At 62.0% G+C, this 13,682-nt stretch carries 17 protein-coding genes and 3 pseudogenes; 8 read left to right on the plus strand and 12 right to left on the minus strand.

Annotated elements, in window-relative coordinates; all coding sequences use genetic code 11:
• Positions 1-44 precede the first annotated feature (44 nt).
• Both GEV05_20740 and GEV05_20745 read right to left on the minus strand, forming a co-directional pair.
• Positions 45-1,022, minus strand: coding sequence for a tripartite tricarboxylate transporter substrate binding protein (locus GEV05_20740; protein MPZ45768.1), 978 nt, complete (start codon positions 1,020-1,022; stop codon positions 45-47).
• Positions 1,023-1,065: 43 nt separating this feature from the next.
• On the minus strand, positions 1,066-1,911 hold the full coding sequence (locus GEV05_20745; GenBank protein ID MPZ45769.1) for a helix-turn-helix domain-containing protein: 846 nt from the start codon (positions 1,909-1,911) through the stop codon (positions 1,066-1,068).
• A gap of 138 nt (positions 1,912-2,049) precedes the next feature.
• Here GEV05_20745 and xsc point away from each other — a divergent pair, with 138 nt between their 5' ends.
• From xsc to GEV05_20765, 4 genes are read left to right on the plus strand one after another with little or no spacing between them, the layout of a single operon-like run.
• Complete coding sequence (xsc, locus tag GEV05_20750) at positions 2,050-3,840, plus strand: sulfoacetaldehyde acetyltransferase (protein MPZ45770.1); 1,791 nt, start codon at positions 2,050-2,052, stop codon at positions 3,838-3,840.
• Positions 3,708-4,508: a hypothetical protein gene (locus GEV05_20755; protein MPZ45771.1), complete on the plus strand. Its 801-nt coding sequence runs from the start codon at positions 3,708-3,710 to the stop codon at positions 4,506-4,508. Before xsc ends, GEV05_20755 begins: the two co-directional genes overlap by 133 nt.
• A complete protein-coding gene (locus GEV05_20760) occupies positions 4,319-4,786 on the plus strand; it encodes a hypothetical protein (protein ID MPZ45772.1) in 468 nt (155 codons plus the stop codon). The genes GEV05_20755 and GEV05_20760 overlap by 190 nt, the downstream gene beginning before the upstream one ends.
• Entirely contained in the window at positions 4,699-6,222 is a 1,524-nt protein-coding gene (locus GEV05_20765) for a heavy metal sensor histidine kinase (protein ID MPZ45773.1), read from the plus strand. Before GEV05_20760 ends, GEV05_20765 begins: the two co-directional genes overlap by 88 nt.
• Before the next feature lie 114 nt (positions 6,223-6,336).
• On the opposite strand, the gene GEV05_20770 is transcribed toward GEV05_20765, so the two are convergent.
• The 7 genes from GEV05_20770 to GEV05_20800 form a co-directional block, all read right to left on the minus strand.
• Complete coding sequence (locus GEV05_20770) at positions 6,337-6,612, minus strand: glutaredoxin (protein ID MPZ45774.1); 276 nt, start codon at positions 6,610-6,612, stop codon at positions 6,337-6,339.
• Positions 6,602-7,024: a MerR family transcriptional regulator gene (locus tag GEV05_20775; protein MPZ45775.1), complete on the minus strand. Its 423-nt coding sequence runs from the start codon at positions 7,022-7,024 to the stop codon at positions 6,602-6,604. Before GEV05_20775 ends, GEV05_20770 begins: the two co-directional genes overlap by 11 nt.
• A gap of 123 nt (positions 7,025-7,147) precedes the next feature.
• Complete coding sequence (locus tag GEV05_20780; GenBank protein ID MPZ45776.1) at positions 7,148-7,411, minus strand: hypothetical protein; 264 nt, start codon at positions 7,409-7,411, stop codon at positions 7,148-7,150.
• A 184-nt stretch (positions 7,412-7,595) separates the two neighbouring features.
• A complete protein-coding gene (locus GEV05_20785; protein ID MPZ45777.1) occupies positions 7,596-7,976 on the minus strand; it encodes a hypothetical protein in 381 nt (126 codons plus the stop codon).
• A 30-nt stretch (positions 7,977-8,006) separates the two neighbouring features.
• A complete protein-coding gene (locus GEV05_20790) occupies positions 8,007-8,336 on the minus strand; it encodes an RND transporter (GenBank protein ID MPZ45778.1) in 330 nt (109 codons plus the stop codon).
• A gap of 132 nt (positions 8,337-8,468) precedes the next feature.
• Positions 8,469-8,957: a plastocyanin gene (locus GEV05_20795; protein ID MPZ45779.1), complete on the minus strand. Its 489-nt coding sequence runs from the start codon at positions 8,955-8,957 to the stop codon at positions 8,469-8,471.
• Between the two features lie 29 nt (positions 8,958-8,986).
• Positions 8,987-9,568, minus strand: a complete 582-nt coding sequence (locus GEV05_20800; GenBank protein ID MPZ45780.1) for a multicopper oxidase domain-containing protein — start codon at positions 9,566-9,568, stop codon at positions 8,987-8,989.
• Here GEV05_20800 and GEV05_20805 point away from each other — a divergent pair.
• Positions 9,567-10,568: pseudogene (locus GEV05_20805) on the plus strand (conjugal transfer protein TraG). The gene GEV05_20800 and the pseudogene GEV05_20805 overlap by 2 nt on opposite strands.
• A gap of 14 nt (positions 10,569-10,582) precedes the next feature.
• On the opposite strand, the gene GEV05_20810 reads toward GEV05_20805, so the two are convergent.
• The 3 genes from GEV05_20810 to GEV05_20820 are packed head-to-tail and all read right to left on the minus strand — an operon-like array spanning position 10,583 to position 11,759.
• Positions 10,583-10,954, minus strand: coding sequence for a DUF3742 family protein (locus GEV05_20810; protein MPZ45781.1), 372 nt, complete (start codon positions 10,952-10,954; stop codon positions 10,583-10,585).
• A gap of 35 nt (positions 10,955-10,989) precedes the next feature.
• Positions 10,990-11,442: a toxin YhaV gene (locus tag GEV05_20815; GenBank protein MPZ45782.1), complete on the minus strand. Its 453-nt coding sequence runs from the start codon at positions 11,440-11,442 to the stop codon at positions 10,990-10,992.
• Positions 11,442-11,759, minus strand: a complete 318-nt coding sequence (locus GEV05_20820) for an AbrB family transcriptional regulator (protein MPZ45783.1) — start codon at positions 11,757-11,759, stop codon at positions 11,442-11,444. The genes GEV05_20815 and GEV05_20820 overlap by 1 nt, the downstream gene beginning before the upstream one ends.
• Positions 11,760-12,108: 349 nt before the next feature.
• On the opposite strand from GEV05_20820, the pseudogene GEV05_20825 reads away from it, so the two are divergent.
• The 3 genes and pseudogenes from GEV05_20825 to GEV05_20835 all read left to right on the plus strand — a co-directional run bounded on the left by GEV05_20825 (position 12,109) and on the right by GEV05_20835 (position 13,502).
• Positions 12,109-12,384 (plus strand): annotated as a pseudogene (locus GEV05_20825) (relaxase).
• A 110-nt stretch (positions 12,385-12,494) separates the two neighbouring features.
• Positions 12,495-12,752 (plus strand): hypothetical protein, encoded by a 258-nt coding sequence (locus GEV05_20830; protein ID MPZ45784.1) that lies wholly within the window; start codon positions 12,495-12,497, stop codon positions 12,750-12,752.
• A gap of 288 nt (positions 12,753-13,040) precedes the next feature.
• A pseudogene (locus GEV05_20835) lies at positions 13,041-13,502 on the plus strand (hypothetical protein).
• Positions 13,503-13,682: the final 180 nt, after the last annotated feature.

Raw genomic sequence — 13,682 nt, forward strand, 5'->3', positions numbered from 1 at the left:
TCCAATTGAAGCGACGGGCGCCGGTACGGCGCACGGCAGCGGGCCTACTCGATGTTGATCCGCGCGTCCTTGACGATCTTCGCCCAGCGCGCCGTGTCGTCGCGCAGGAACCGGGCGAACTCCGCGCGCGAGGCGCTGCCGCCGGGTTCGATGCCCGCGTTGTTCTGGCGTCTTTTGACTTCCGGCGCAAGAGACGCCTTGTTCAGTTCAGCGAACAGCCGGTCCGCCACGGCGGCGGGTATTTTCGCCGGCGCGAATATGCCGTTCCAGTTGCTCACGCCGAAGCCCGGCACGGTTTCGGAGACGGACGGCAGATCGGGCAGCAGCGGCTGGCGCTTGGGCGTGGTAACGGCCAATGCCCGCAGCCGGCCGGACTTGATGTGCGGCACCGCCACGACATAGGTCGAGAACATCACCTGCAGATCGCCCGACACGAGATCGATGAGCGCGGGGCCGCCGCCCTTGTACGGCACGTGAGTCATCGTCACATTCGCCAGGCGCTGGAAGAATTCGCCCGCCAGATGATCGAGCTGGCCGGGACCCGAGCTGCCGTAGCGGACGTCGCCGGGGCGCTTCTTCCGCCAGTCGACGAACTCGCTCACGGTTTTCACACCGCTCGAAGGATTGATCACCATGACGTTGATGATTTCAGCGGCGAGGGTGATCGGCAGGAAATCGCGCTGCGTATCATAGGGCAACTTTTTGTAAACCGCGGGACTGATCGACATGGGGCCGACGCCGCCGACGAGCAGCGTGTGCCCGTCGGGCTCGGCGCGCGCGAGCATTTCGGTCGCGAGCCGGCCCGCGACGCCCGGCCGATTGTCGATGACGACCGGCTGCCCGAGCTGCGTCGCGAGTTGCTCGCCCACGCTGCGGCCGATCGTGTCCGCCGCGCCGCCTGGCGGGAACGGAATCAGGATGCGGATGGGACGCGAGGGATATTTGTCCTGAGCATGGACAGCGGGTGCCGAAGCGCCTGCGCCTGCGAGGCATAGCGTCAGTACTGCAGCTTTCCACTTCATTCGTTCCTCCTTTTTGGCCGCGAGCGCAACGGCTGTAGGGAGATCACGCAGCGCGGCGCGCGCGGCCGTTGCGCTTCGCCGTGTTGTCGCTCTTCTCGCTATAAGTGACCGCAAGCTCTTGCGCCGCGCGCTGCAGCGCAGGCAGCACGTGTGCCACGCGCTCGCGAGGCAACCGTGTCACCGGCGCCTGCACCGCGACCGCGGCGACCGTCCTGCCTCGCCGGTCGATGACCGGCACAGCCACGCATAACAGACCTGCTACATACTCCTCATCGTCGATGGCGTAACCGCCCTTTCGAATGTGCGCGAGCTCGAGCTCGAGGGCGCTGCGATCGACGATCGTGCGCGCAGTGATACGCACGATTCCGATCTGCGCCAGCAGGCGGTCGCGACGGGCCCTGGTCAGCCGCGCCAGGAAAAGCTTTCCGCTCGCGGTGCAGTAGAGCGGCACGCGCGAGCCCGGCTGCAGGTGCGCGCGCAGCGGCGAATTGCTCTCCACACGGTCGACGTACAGGACCTGGCTTCCGTCGAGCACGGTGATGTTGCAAGTCTCGCCCAGCTCCTCGACCAGCCGGCTGAGGATGGCGTGGCGTGTCGTGCGCGAGTGGCCGTTCTGCATGAGGGCCAGCGCGAGCTGCTCGAGCCGTGGACCCGTGCTGAAGCCCTGCGCTGCCGCCTCCCGCCGCACGAAACCCGCTTCCGCGAGCTCGCGCAGCAGACGGTAGGCCGTGGGCTTCGGGACGCTCGCATTCGAGGCGATAGTGGACAGCGAAACACCGTCACCGGCGCGCGCGACGGCTTCGAGCACCGCTATCGCGCGCCGTACGACCGATTCGGGTCGGACGCGATTCGGAGAAACACCGGCGCTATTGATGATCCGATGTGGCATGCGAATTATCGTAATATGAGACTAACTCCTTTGTCACGTGATAATTGATTGCAACGTTTCGGCGTTGGCGGTAGTGTTCCATGCGCGTTTCGGGCCGGGTATGGAGCTCGAGCGCAAATCACGCAAAAGGAGCTTGATATGGGAAAACCCGAACGCAGTCTCCAACGCACCATCGCTTCCGGCGTCACGCGCATGACGCACTCCGAGGCGTTCGTCGAAACACTGGTCGCCAACGGCGTGACGGACGTGTTCGGTATCGTGGGGTCGGCCTGCATGGATGCCATGGATCTTTTTCCCGCAGCGGGCATCCGCTATGTCCCCGTGGCGCACGAGCAGGGGGCGGGGCACATGGCCGACGGCTACTCGAGGGTGAGCGGCCGTCACGGCGTGTGCATCGCGCAGAACGGGCCGGGCATCACCAATTTCGTGACCGCGGTGGCAGCCGCCTACTGGGCGCATACGCCCGTGGTGGTGATCACCCCCGAGTCGGGCAGCATGGGCATGGGTCTCGGCGGGTTCCAGGAAACCGATCAGTTGCCGATTTTCTCCAGGATCACCAGGTTCCAGGGACACGTCAACAACCCGAAGCGCATGGCCGAGATCACCGGACGCTGCTTCGATCGTGCCATGCTCAAGATGGGGCCCGCCCAGCTCAACATTCCACGTGACTACTTCTACGGGGAGCACGACCACGAGATTCCGCAACCGATACGCATCGAGCGCGGGGCGGGCGGCGAACAGGCCTTGAACGAGGCGGCCGACCTTCTCGCTTCGGCGAAGTTTCCCGTCATTCTCTCGGGCGGCGGCGTGGTGATGTCGGACGGCGTTGAAGCTTGCGTGACGCTGGCCGAGCTCCTGAGCGCGCCGGTGGTCGACAGCTACCTCCACAACGACTCGTTCCCGGCGAGCCATTCACTCTGGTGCGGGCCGCTCGGCTACCAGGGTTCCAAGGCCGGCATGAAGCTCATCTCGAAAGCCGACGTGGTGCTGGCACTCGGGAGCCGCCTCGGGCCGTTCGGCACGCTGCCGCAGCACGGCCTCGACTATTGGCCCAAAGCCGCAAAAATCATTCAGGTCGATGCCGATCCGGAGATGCTCGGACTGGTGAAGAAGATTTCGGTAGGCATCTGCGGAGATGCCAAGGCCGCGGCAGAGGCGCTCGTCGAACGTCTCCGGCAACGCACGATAGCCGGCGCGGCGACACGCGAGGCGCGGCTTGCAGAGATTCGCCAAGAGAAGGCAGCCTGGGAAGCGGAGCTCGGCGCCTGGACGCACGAGCGCGATCCCTACAGCCTCGATGTCATCAAGGGCGCGAAGGAAATGCATCCGCGCCAGGCCCTGCGCGAGCTCGAGGGCGCGATGCCGGCCGGTGCGATGGTATCGACCGACATCGGCAACATCTGTTCGGTCTCCAACAGCTATCTGCGCTTCGAGAAGCCGAGGAGCTTCTTTGCGGCGATGAGCTTCGGCAACTGCGGCTACGCCTTCCCGACGATCGTCGGCGCGAAAGTGGCCGCGCCCGACCGGCCTGCGGTCGCCTATGTGGGTGACGGCGCCTGGGGCATGAGCTTCGGCGAGATTCTCACCTGCGTGCGCGAGAAGATCCCCGTCACTGCAGTCGTATTCAACAACCGGCAGTGGGGCGCGGAAAAGAAGAACCAGGTCGACTTCTACAGCCGCCGTTTCGTGGGCACCAATCTCGAAAACCCGAGCTTTTCGGCGATCGCGAAATCGATGGGCGCCGACGGGCTCGTCGTCGACGAATTGTCGGACGCAGGTCCCGCCCTGCGCGCAGCGTGCGATGCGCAGAGCGAAGGCCGCACGACCGTGCTGGAAGTGATGGTCACGCGCGAGCTCGGCGATCCATTCCGCCGCGACGCGCTGTCCAAGCCGGTGCGCTTGCTCGAAAAGTACAAGGATTACGTATAGAAGCCGTGAACGGTACTTCCGGCCCACGCCCGACCCCCGAAATCACGCGTCGCTTTGCGCGCTACATCGTCGCATCCCGGATTGCCGATATCCCGGACGGGGCGCGGCGCGAGGGGGTGCGCTCGATAGTGAACTGGCTGGGTTGCGCCGTGGGCGGGTCGCGGCAGGATGCCGTGAATCACGCACTTGCGGCGCTCGATGCGCATCGGGCGATGCCGCAGGCCACCGTGCTCGGCCGCCGCGAACGGCTCGATCTCATGCACGCCGCGCTGGTGAACGGCATCAGCTCGCACGTCTTCGATTTCGACGACACGCATTTGCGCACACTGCTGCATCCCAGCGTGCCGGTCGCTTCGGCGCTTTTCGCGCTGTCGGAACGGCGCAAAATCAGCGGTGCCGAATTTCTCCATGCCTTCATCGTGGGCGTGGAAATCGAATCGCGCATTGCGAATGCCATTTATGAAAACCACAACTCCGACTGGTACATCACAGGCACGAGCGGGCCTCGGCGCGTGACGCCGTTGCGGATCGCGTCAAAGGCCTTGAGCTCGGCGCCGACGATTATCTCGTCAAGCCGTTCGCGTTCTCCGAACTCCTGGCACGCCTTCGCACCGTATTGCGGCGCGGCCCGGCACGCGAGCCGGAGGTTCTGCAGGCAGACGACCTGAACGTCGACGTGGTGAGGCGCAGAGTGACACGAGGCGAAAAGAGGATCGACCTGACGCCCAAGGAGTTCGCGCTGCTGTCGTTGTTGCTGCGCCGACCGGGAGAAGTACTTTCCCGCACCTACATCGCCGAGCAAGTCTGGGACATGAACTTCGACAGTGATACGAACGTGGTGGATGTTGCCATTCGAAGATTGCGCGCCAAAGTCGACGATCCTTTCGAGCGGAAGCTCATTCATACGATACGTGGCATGGGATACGTCCTGGAAGTTCGCGATTAGGCGCGCACGTGAGCGGGCTACGACGCTTTTCCGCGTCTCTGACCGGGCGGCTCAGCCTGCTGTTTGCGGCCGTCAGTTTCGTGATCTTGTCGGCAATGGGACTGTTTCTGCACCATGCCCTGACCCAGCAGCTCGCCTCGCGCGACCTGCAGGACCTCAACGGCAAGGTCGAGCTCGTTCGCCACAAGCTGACGGATTCGGACTCCGCGGAGCTGATCGAGCGCAATCCCCAAGGCTGGCTCGAAATCGTCGTCGGCCACCAGGGTCTTCACCTGGTGATTCTGAACGAGGCTCGCCGGGTCCTGCTCACAAGTTCGGCCGCTGAGCTACCGGAGCGCTTGATCGACTCGCCAAGCGTTGAAGGCGAACAAGCGCCCGTGTTCGAGTGGACCGTGGAAGACGGGCGCCGCTTCAGAGCCGTGAGCGCGTGGGGACGCGTCGGAGCATCGGCGAAAAGCCGAGTGCTCATTGCACTGATCCTGGATGTTTCACAGGAGGTGAGGCTACTGGCCGCCTACCGCGCCAGCATCGTGACAGGCATTCTCGTGGGTACCATCGTCGCCGGCGCATTGGGCCTGTGGGCCGCCAAGCACGGATTGAACCCCCTGCAGGCGTTTGCTCGGGTAGCTGGGCGTACCTCGGCAAGCCGGCTCGACGAGCGCATCGATCTCGCGGGTCTGCCGGGCGAGCTCATACCGCTCGCGACCGCCTACAACGCCATGCTCGATCGGCTCGCGGATTCAATCAATCGTCTTTCGCAGTTCAGTTCCGACATTGCACATGATCTGAGGACTCCGCTCGGCAACCTCCTTGGCGAGGCGCAAGTCGCGCTATCCCGGCAACGTAGTGCAGACGAGTACCGCAGCATTATCGAATCAAGCACCGAAGAACTGGGGCGGCTCTCGCGGATGATCGAAGGGATGCTCTTTCTTGCGCGCGCGGACAATGCCCAGCTGTCCCTGCGCCCCGAACGGTTGCGAATCGCGGCCGAGTTCGCGCGCATCGGCGACTACTTCGAGCCGCTCGCGCACGAGCGCGGGGTATCAATAGCCACTCGGGGGTCTCTGGAGGTTTATGCCGATCCGTCACTGTTGACACGGGCCGTCTCCAATCTGGTGGCGAACGCTATCCGCGCCACGCCCCAATCCGGCACCATCGAATTGACCGACCGGAGGTCCGCAGATGGGGCGACCGAGGTCAGGGTATCCAATCCAGGCCGGGAAATCCCGGAGCAAGAGAGGGGCAAAATATTCGAGCGGTTCTACCGGATCAGCGATTCGCGTACCGGATCGACGGCCGGTTCTGGGCTAGGGCTTGCCATCGTGAAGTCGATCATGTGTCTGCACGGAGGCCGGGTATGGATCGAGTGTGACGCGGGCCGTACGACGTTCATCTTGTCCTTCCCCGGAGAACCGCTCCAGCCATCGGCTGCCTAGCAGGTGCGCACAGCGAAGACGCGTCATGCAGGTATGGGAGCGAGGAGCGTCAAGAACCAGCCGTACCTGTGCCCAGGGCCGCACCCATGGCCGGCGACTGCCTGGCGCAGCGCCTCAGCATCCATCAGCTAAGTCCAGATCGCTCAGCACGGCCCGGAACTGCTCTGGCGAGGGCAGCGACGAAAATTTCAATTCGCCGTTCACGGCGAATGCCGGCATGCTCAGCACTCTGAGAGAAACCGCAAAGTCGAGAGCGTCGAGCTCGAGCACGTTCACCTCTCGCCAAACTACATGAGCCTCGCCCAGCATCGATACTGCGGCCGCTCGCAGTTCCGCCCTGCGCGGCTTGTTGCAGCCCGGCACGGCGATCACCTCGATCTTAACGCTCACCGCCCGCCTCTCGGATACCGTTTTCTAGGGCAGCCAGGATAGCGCAGTCGTCGATGTGTGCCCTCCCGCCTTCGCAATGTTCAATAAGATCGGAGAGTGCAGCCGACATCGCTTGCAACGCTCGGAGCTTGGATTCGATCCGCAAGCGCTTCTCGATTGCGATGGCCCGGACGTCTTCACAACAAGCAGCGTCGGAGCGCTTCAACTTCAGCAACTCCTGGATTTCGGAGATCGAAAAACCGCAGTGCTGAGCGGTCTTTATGAACCGAATGCGCTGCAGTGCCCCATCGTCATACAGCCGATAGCCGGATGCGGTCTTGGACGCGGGCGTAATCAGCCGCTCCTTTTCGTAATAGCGCAGCGTATCGGGAGTCACCCCGGCGAGCATGGCCGCCTTGCCTATCGTGTACATGGCCGTCCTCTGACCGCGTCCACAAGCGTAAAGCTTGGAGTAGGGACCAGGGTCAATAGGTTCGAGGCCTCATCCGAGGCATCGGCGAGAAGCCAAGGCCTCGCCCACCGGTCGTTGTCGGCTCTACGGCTGTCCCAGACCTGCGGCGCGCAGCGCTTGCTCGTCCACACCCGCGCCGGTGCAGCATGACGCCAATTGACCATTTATCGCCACGGCAGGCACCGTGCGAACGCCCAGATCGCGCGCGCGCTTCGCGACATTGATATCGTTCATGTCGAGAATGGAGACTTCGCACGCATCGCAGGCGAGTCGGTTTACAAGATCGATCGTCGCTTGACAGATGGAGCATCCCGCGCTGAACACCTCGACTTTTCGTTTGGTTGCCATGAGCTTCTCCAAGCAATGGTCCAGTTCGAACCCGGCGACCCGATCTCGAGGAGCAGGCCCGAGGAGCAACTGTAATCCCGGGTCAGCACTCCAAAGTCAAGTGTGCTCTGTACTTCGCCGTGCAGGGGCAATGCTGGACCGCTCGGCCTGTTCGGGCAGCTCGCTGCGCACCAGTAAACCGCTTCTATCGGAAGATCTTGTCCAGCAGGTCTTTCACCACTTCATGGATTGCGCCGACGATAAATCCCGCAACGCTTACGACGGCGAGCGGGTACAAGAACATCCATAGTCCCCACTCGCTCTCGGCGAGGAGAATCCTGCGAAAGTCGAGTCCGTGGAATAGACCATTGAGAAAGTCGAGAGCCTGCTCGTGCCACATCGCCCATGCGGCTGCACAGAATACGTAAGCTATTCCGGCGGTAATTGAAAGCGTGATGCCGATGCGGAGCGCCCTCGTTCCGATACGATCGCTCATATATTCAGTCGCGAGAGAGAGAGACAGGCGCCTCAGGCCGAGCCGCTCCAGCTTCAGGAAGGCGGCATAGCGAGCGCAAGCGGGCATCATAAGGCTTCGGCTGGAAGTAACAAGGCCGTGCTACTTGGCGGGCTCGATACGGGTCACGGTGTAAGCGCCCTCGACTTTGTCGGCCTGGAAGCGGATCTTGTCACCGGCCTTCACCTGCTCGAGCATCGAAGGATCCTTGACCTGGAAAACCATCGTCATGGCCGGCATGTCGAGGTTGACGAGCGGTCCATGCCGGATGGTTAGCTTCTTCGCCTCCTTGTCGACCTTGCGCACCTCGCCCTCCGAAAGGGACGCGGCAGCCTGGGCCACGTTGGTCGGCTTGTGGTGTGCGTCATCGGCCAGCCCGGAAAGCGGGAGGGCAAGCGAGAGCATGAGAACTGCACTTGCGGTACGGATCATGATGTATTTCCCCAAGTATGACGGTACAAATCCCATCCCGGCGCTGGCCGGGCGTTCCTGACATGGGTGCCGATTGCGGTTTCTGCGCCTTGCACCGGAATCACCGAATCAGGATACCTTAACGTTTCCGAGCTACTTAACGATGACCTTGCCGACCATGCCGGCTTCGAAGTGGCCCGGGATGAGACACCCGTAGTAGAACTCGCCTGCTTTCGTGAACTGCCAGACAACCTGCTCACCCTTTCCTGGCGCCACGTGCGCCATGTAGGGCTCATCATGCTCCATCCCCGGGTGCTTCTTCATGAGCTCGGCATGCTCCTTCAACTCCTTCATGGTGCCGAACACGATCTCGTGCATGACCTTGCCCGAGTTCTTCACATCGAACCGGATGGTCTCTCCGCGCTTTACCGCGATTTCCGTCGGTGTATATCGCATGGTGTCCGCCATATCGATCTTGACCATGCGCGATACTTTCTTCGGATCACCTTGCCTGCCGAATGCGTGCTCCTCGGTGGAAATCGCGCTCGGCTTGTCCGTCGCTTTGTGCGAGTCTCCGTGCGACCACGCCGCGCCGCCGAACGCAATCCCAGCAACAAGAATCACAATGCCACTACGCTTCATTGCCGTTCTCCTGTTTGTGTCCATCATGATCAATGGCCGCCGTGGCCCGTCGGTTTTCGCGCCCGCAGCTCCTGTCCTGCCTTTGGGGCAGCTGAGCCCACCGCGAGGCGTTGCGCCGCCGGTTCAGCACCGGTCCACTCGTAGGCGACTGTACCCGCTGGATGCTTGTACCAACCCAGATCCTTGTAATCGCCCGCTGCAAGTCCTTCGCGTATTTTCACCACGGTGAACATCCCGCCCATCTCGATGGGTCCGAAAGGGCCCGTGCCGCTCATCATCGGCAGGGTGTTGTCCGGAATCGGCATTTCCATCTCACCCATGTCCGCCATGCCACGCTCGCCCATGACCATGTAGTCGGGAACCAGCTTGATGATCTTCTCGGCGATACCACGATGGTCCACGCCGATCATCGTCGGGATGTCGTGGCCCATAGCGTTCATCACATGGTGTGATTTGTGGCAGTGAAACGCCCAGTCACCTGGGTTGTCGGCGATGAACTCGAACGCACGCATCTGGCCGATCGCCATGTCGACGGTGGTTTCCGGCCAGCGCGCGCCCTTCGGGACCCAGCCGCCGTCGGTGCACGTGACCTCGAACTTGTGCCCATGGATGCTCGCTCAGGAAGTCGCCGACTTCACCCACGACTGCTATGGACCGGCGCGCGCAAAGTTGTTCATGAGCCGTCCAAACCTGACCGACGAGCAGATGAACGACGTCACCTGGATCGGATCGAGCTTCTTCGTCGACACCACGGGCTACTACGACACCTACCACTCGAAGGCACCACGCGAAGGCTGGCCCTATGACGGCACGCGCGACGCAGGGCTGGCGGAGGTATCCAGTGGCGCCGGCTACCCCGACTGCCGGCAGTGGTGGACCGATGGGAACAACGGCTTGCGCGATCGACTGCTGGCCCAGGTCGATCCTGGCCTCTTGACGCGGATCGCCGGCTGGGCGGGCTTTCTCAGTCGGGATGAGGTGAATGCCTCGGTGATTCGCGCAATCGCCGCGCCGCGGCAGCAGAAGATGAACCAAGGCCGGGTCTACACCGACTATGGCGGACAGATCGGCATGACGCTACCCAATATCGTTAGCCGTGGCGCGGGCGACGTTGGGCTGACCGTGGGTTCGCTGGGGTTCTTTCCAGCCATGGACATCGTAAGGCAAGCGCTGCCCATGGTGCTCTCGCTGCTCAAGATGGCGCTCGTCATCTGCATCCCACTCGTACTGGTGTACGGCACCTACGACCTGAAGACAGTCGTGACGGTGAGCTGTGTGGAGTTCGCGCTGTTCTTCGTGGACTTCTGGTTCCAGCTCGCACGCTGGATCGACAGCACGATTCTCGATGCGCTTTACGGCTGGGGCTTCAGCTGGAATCGCCCGCACAGCAATTTCGATCCGCTGATGGGATTGAACAACGCGTTCGGGGACATGCTGCTGAACTTCGTCATGGCGACGATGTTCATTGTCCTGCCTGGGTTTTGGGTGACCGCATTGGCTTGGGCCGGCATTCGTGCTGGATCTGCGCTTCAAGGGCTATCCGATGGAACAAGGGCCGCCGGACAAGCTGGTTCGAAAGGCACCGGCGTTGCCATGAGAGCGATCAGATGATTGAGATCGGCTGATTACTTCTTGTCATCAAAACGAGGATCAGGATCGTCGCTGTAGTTGATTGGATCGTAGAAGACGCTCTTTTTGTGATTCGCTTGGTCGCCAATAGCCCATTCCTCCGGATCATCGCGATCCGAGTCTCGCGTCAGCGAGGCAAGGATTACTGCGACCAGTAACAGCAACGCCAGCCAGAACGCGGCGTATAGCAACACGCCGAATACGGCGATTACCACGATCCAGAACAGCAGCCGTACGACACCACCCGGTAGGCCGTTGCCCGCTAGCCATCGGACTGCACGAGCTTCTTTCTGTGCGTAGCCACGCCACGCACGGGCGAGCCATCTGCCGGTGCGTTCTGCATTCGTGGTATGAAGCGTCGCTTTCATCGCCGTCGCCTCGTGCAGAGGGTTTGTCGCGTATCCTATGTAGACCAATCGGATCGACTCGAGTTGACCAAGCTTTCCCAATCATCCGGCGGATTGCCTCGTTCTAGCATCTTCATGAACACCGTGTAAGGATCGGACTTGCTGCCCGCCGCACGTAGCGTCTGTTCATCATTGACCCAAGCAAACACGATGGTCTTCGCCTTGGAGTCGTAGCGGAAGAACAGACGGAATCGCCGACCGATCTTAGCGCGACGCCAATGACGGCGCGCCGGTCCCAACGTGTTGCCTTGCCGGTACTCGTCCCGCCCCGGGTCGCTCGGCACGGTTTCCAGAATCAACTGGCTCAACGCCCGAAACAACTTGACGTTGGCGTTGCCTTCGAAGCCTTGCGGGTCGCCCCGCTGCGCGCGCTCGGCCGCCGCGTGGAGCTTCCGTAGTTGCTCCACGATGCACTCATGGAACAGCAGTATCCATCCATGGCGCTGCATCAGAGAGAGACTTCACCCTCGATGGCTTCATCCTGGTCTTTGGCGCGGCCTACGTTGGCGAGCATGGCCTGGGCGAGGTCCTCCGGGAGCGCCCGGACGTTCTTGCCGTCGCGTATATCCGCTTCCAGCAACCCCAGGAAAGCGCCGATCGCGGGGTCTTCGTGCTCGGTCTCGGCACGGGTGACGACAACCTCGCCGTCGCGTAGCTCGAACGCCACTTTGCCGCCGGTCGTCACGCCCAGGGCTTGGCGAACGAACTTGGGCAACGTGATCTGGCCCTTGGACGTGAGCGTGGCTTCCTCGTTGATGCTGGACATGGTCAAGGCGTCTCCATCCGTAATTGTCACGGCTCGATCGTAAGGAGTTTTCCTTACATCGTCAATCCGTGTGCCGCCCGGCGCGTCGGTGTCGGTGCTGAGGCATGATGTCTTCCTGCTACGAAAGGGCCATCGTAGGTAGAACACGGGCAACCCTCTAACTGGAAAGCGGTTGGGACCAGAACCTCATTGTCGGGAGTGGAGGTTCACGAGTTGCCCTATAACAAAGAGCCTATATCCAAGGGCTTATCAAGGGCTGGAAAGGGGCAAAGGAACGGCGTCAAGAGAAAGGCCCTACCCCGAAAAGGTCAAAAGGCCCTCCGGTGGGGCCTCTCAGCCGGGTTTCGCCATGCTCTCCCTGTTCCAACGCAAAAGGATGCCGCCAGCCATTGGCGTTCCGTCCGCCCCCTCCACCGGGACGCCCAAAGGGCTGATGCGGCCGGAGTCGGCCGCATCGCTACTGGCGACACCGCGCCGACAACGCCTGCTGGAACATATCTGGCAGCGCACCTCGGTCTCGCGCAAGCAATTCACGTCGCTATACCGCGCGCCGCTGGAACGCTACGCCGAGCTCGTGCAACAGTTCCCCGCCTCCGAAAGCCACCACCACGCCTATCCGGGCGGCACCCCTTCCCGAACCCTGCCCGCCGCATCGAGCTCCTGCGCTCGTTCCGGGCCTTCATCGCGTTCATCCGGCAGATCGGCATCACCTGCGAAATCTGGATTAATGGGTCGGTGGCCACCGACAAGCCGGATCCGGACGACGTAGACGTAGCTGTGTTCATCTATCCAGGGCAGATCCAGCGACTAAGCCTGGAGCAACTGGCCGAACTTGATCTCCTCAACGACCGGCCCCTGATGGCCGAGCGATACGCGTGCGATGTCTATGTCGAGCGCGCCAATGACAGCACGCGCAAGGACTATTTCCTCCGGACCTTCGGGGATCACTATGGGACTCCGAAAGGAATCCCGGTTGTCCGCATTCATGACTGAGGAGCTGCGACTGCGCCGCGAGGTCGCGGAGCTCTGCGCAGCAATCGAGGCAGAGCGCGCCGCGCTCCGCGAGAATCCGAATGACCGCGAAGCACAGTTTTTCCTTCGCGCGAAGCGGAATCTCTTGTCCGACCTTGAGCGGAGACTCGAAGAAGCCGTAAGCGGTTTACGATGATGGATTGCCAGTTCGTCGAAAGATTTTGAAGCGAGGGTAACGATGGCTCTGATAGCCACGGCCCTTCAGCCATTCGATGCGCCTGGGAGAGACAGCCTACGCAGGAGATATGCATGGGAACCCGGACCTGGAATAGAGAGCGCGCGGAGAAGCGCATCAATGCGAAGATCGACGAACTTCCACTGCGGAACATTGAAATCAAGCAGTACGTTCGCGACACCGATCTGACAAACCTCGCGGGCAATGTCGCTTACCGAGTTGATGGCGTACATCTCTACGCCGACATTCTCAATCTTCGTGACATGCTCCATGTCACGGACGTGGAGGGCGAGACTTGCCACAAGCGCACGCCACCCTTTGCGACCCTCGATATCGAAGGTCTGTCCGCGAAGAATTCGAGACGGCAGGATGCCGCGACCATCTATGCCGATCTCGATGGCTTTACCGCGTATGTCGGTTCCAATATCGCGACCGATACCAGCTCCAAGCATGTCGTGCGTGCATTGCATGTCCTGCGCGCTGAACTCGACGCTGTGTTGCACGAGGATTTTCAAGGACGCAAGGTGCGCTTCATAGTACTACTGTGTTACTAAGTGGTTTCTGCGCACAGGCTGTGGCCGCAGCATGGGCACTGGATCAGAGTCCTTGCGACGGCGCGCGCCAGTCGGAAGCGGCAGGTTGCGATGGACCATGGCACGTGGCGCTGCATCGGTGCCAGCCCCGCGCGGACGGAAGTCGGTGGGTAGGGCAGGCGT

The sequence above is a fragment of the Betaproteobacteria bacterium genome, from assembly GCA_009377585.1.
GTDB lineage: Bacteria > Pseudomonadota > Gammaproteobacteria > Burkholderiales > WYBJ01 > WYBJ01.

Bases quoted from the DNA above. Each gene is read 5' to 3' on its own strand.
- GEV05_20780 (MPZ45776.1), bottom strand. From the start codon at position 7,411: ATGGCAACCAAACGAAAAGTCGAGGTGTTCAGCGCGGGATGCTCCATC.
- GEV05_20740 (MPZ45768.1), bottom strand. From the start codon at position 1,022: ATGAAGTGGAAAGCTGCAGTACTGACGCTATGCCTCGCAGGCGCAGGC.
- GEV05_20790 (MPZ45778.1), bottom strand. From the start codon at position 8,336: ATGATCCGTACCGCAAGTGCAGTTCTCATGCTCTCGCTTGCCCTCCCG.
- GEV05_20785 (MPZ45777.1), bottom strand. From the start codon at position 7,976: ATGATGCCCGCTTGCGCTCGCTATGCCGCCTTCCTGAAGCTGGAGCGG.
- GEV05_20820 (MPZ45783.1), bottom strand. From the start codon at position 11,759: ATGTCCAGCATCAACGAGGAAGCCACGCTCACGTCCAAGGGCCAGATC.
- GEV05_20775 (MPZ45775.1), bottom strand. From the start codon at position 7,024: ATGTACACGATAGGCAAGGCGGCCATGCTCGCCGGGGTGACTCCCGAT.
- xsc (MPZ45770.1), top strand. From the start codon at position 2,050: ATGGGAAAACCCGAACGCAGTCTCCAACGCACCATCGCTTCCGGCGTC.
- GEV05_20810 (MPZ45781.1), bottom strand. From the start codon at position 10,954: ATGAAAGCGACGCTTCATACCACGAATGCAGAACGCACCGGCAGATGG.
- GEV05_20815 (MPZ45782.1), bottom strand. From the start codon at position 11,442: ATGCAGCGCCATGGATGGATACTGCTGTTCCATGAGTGCATCGTGGAG.
- GEV05_20745 (MPZ45769.1), bottom strand. From the start codon at position 1,911: ATGCCACATCGGATCATCAATAGCGCCGGTGTTTCTCCGAATCGCGTC.
- GEV05_20795 (MPZ45779.1), bottom strand. From the start codon at position 8,957: ATGAAGCGTAGTGGCATTGTGATTCTTGTTGCTGGGATTGCGTTCGGC.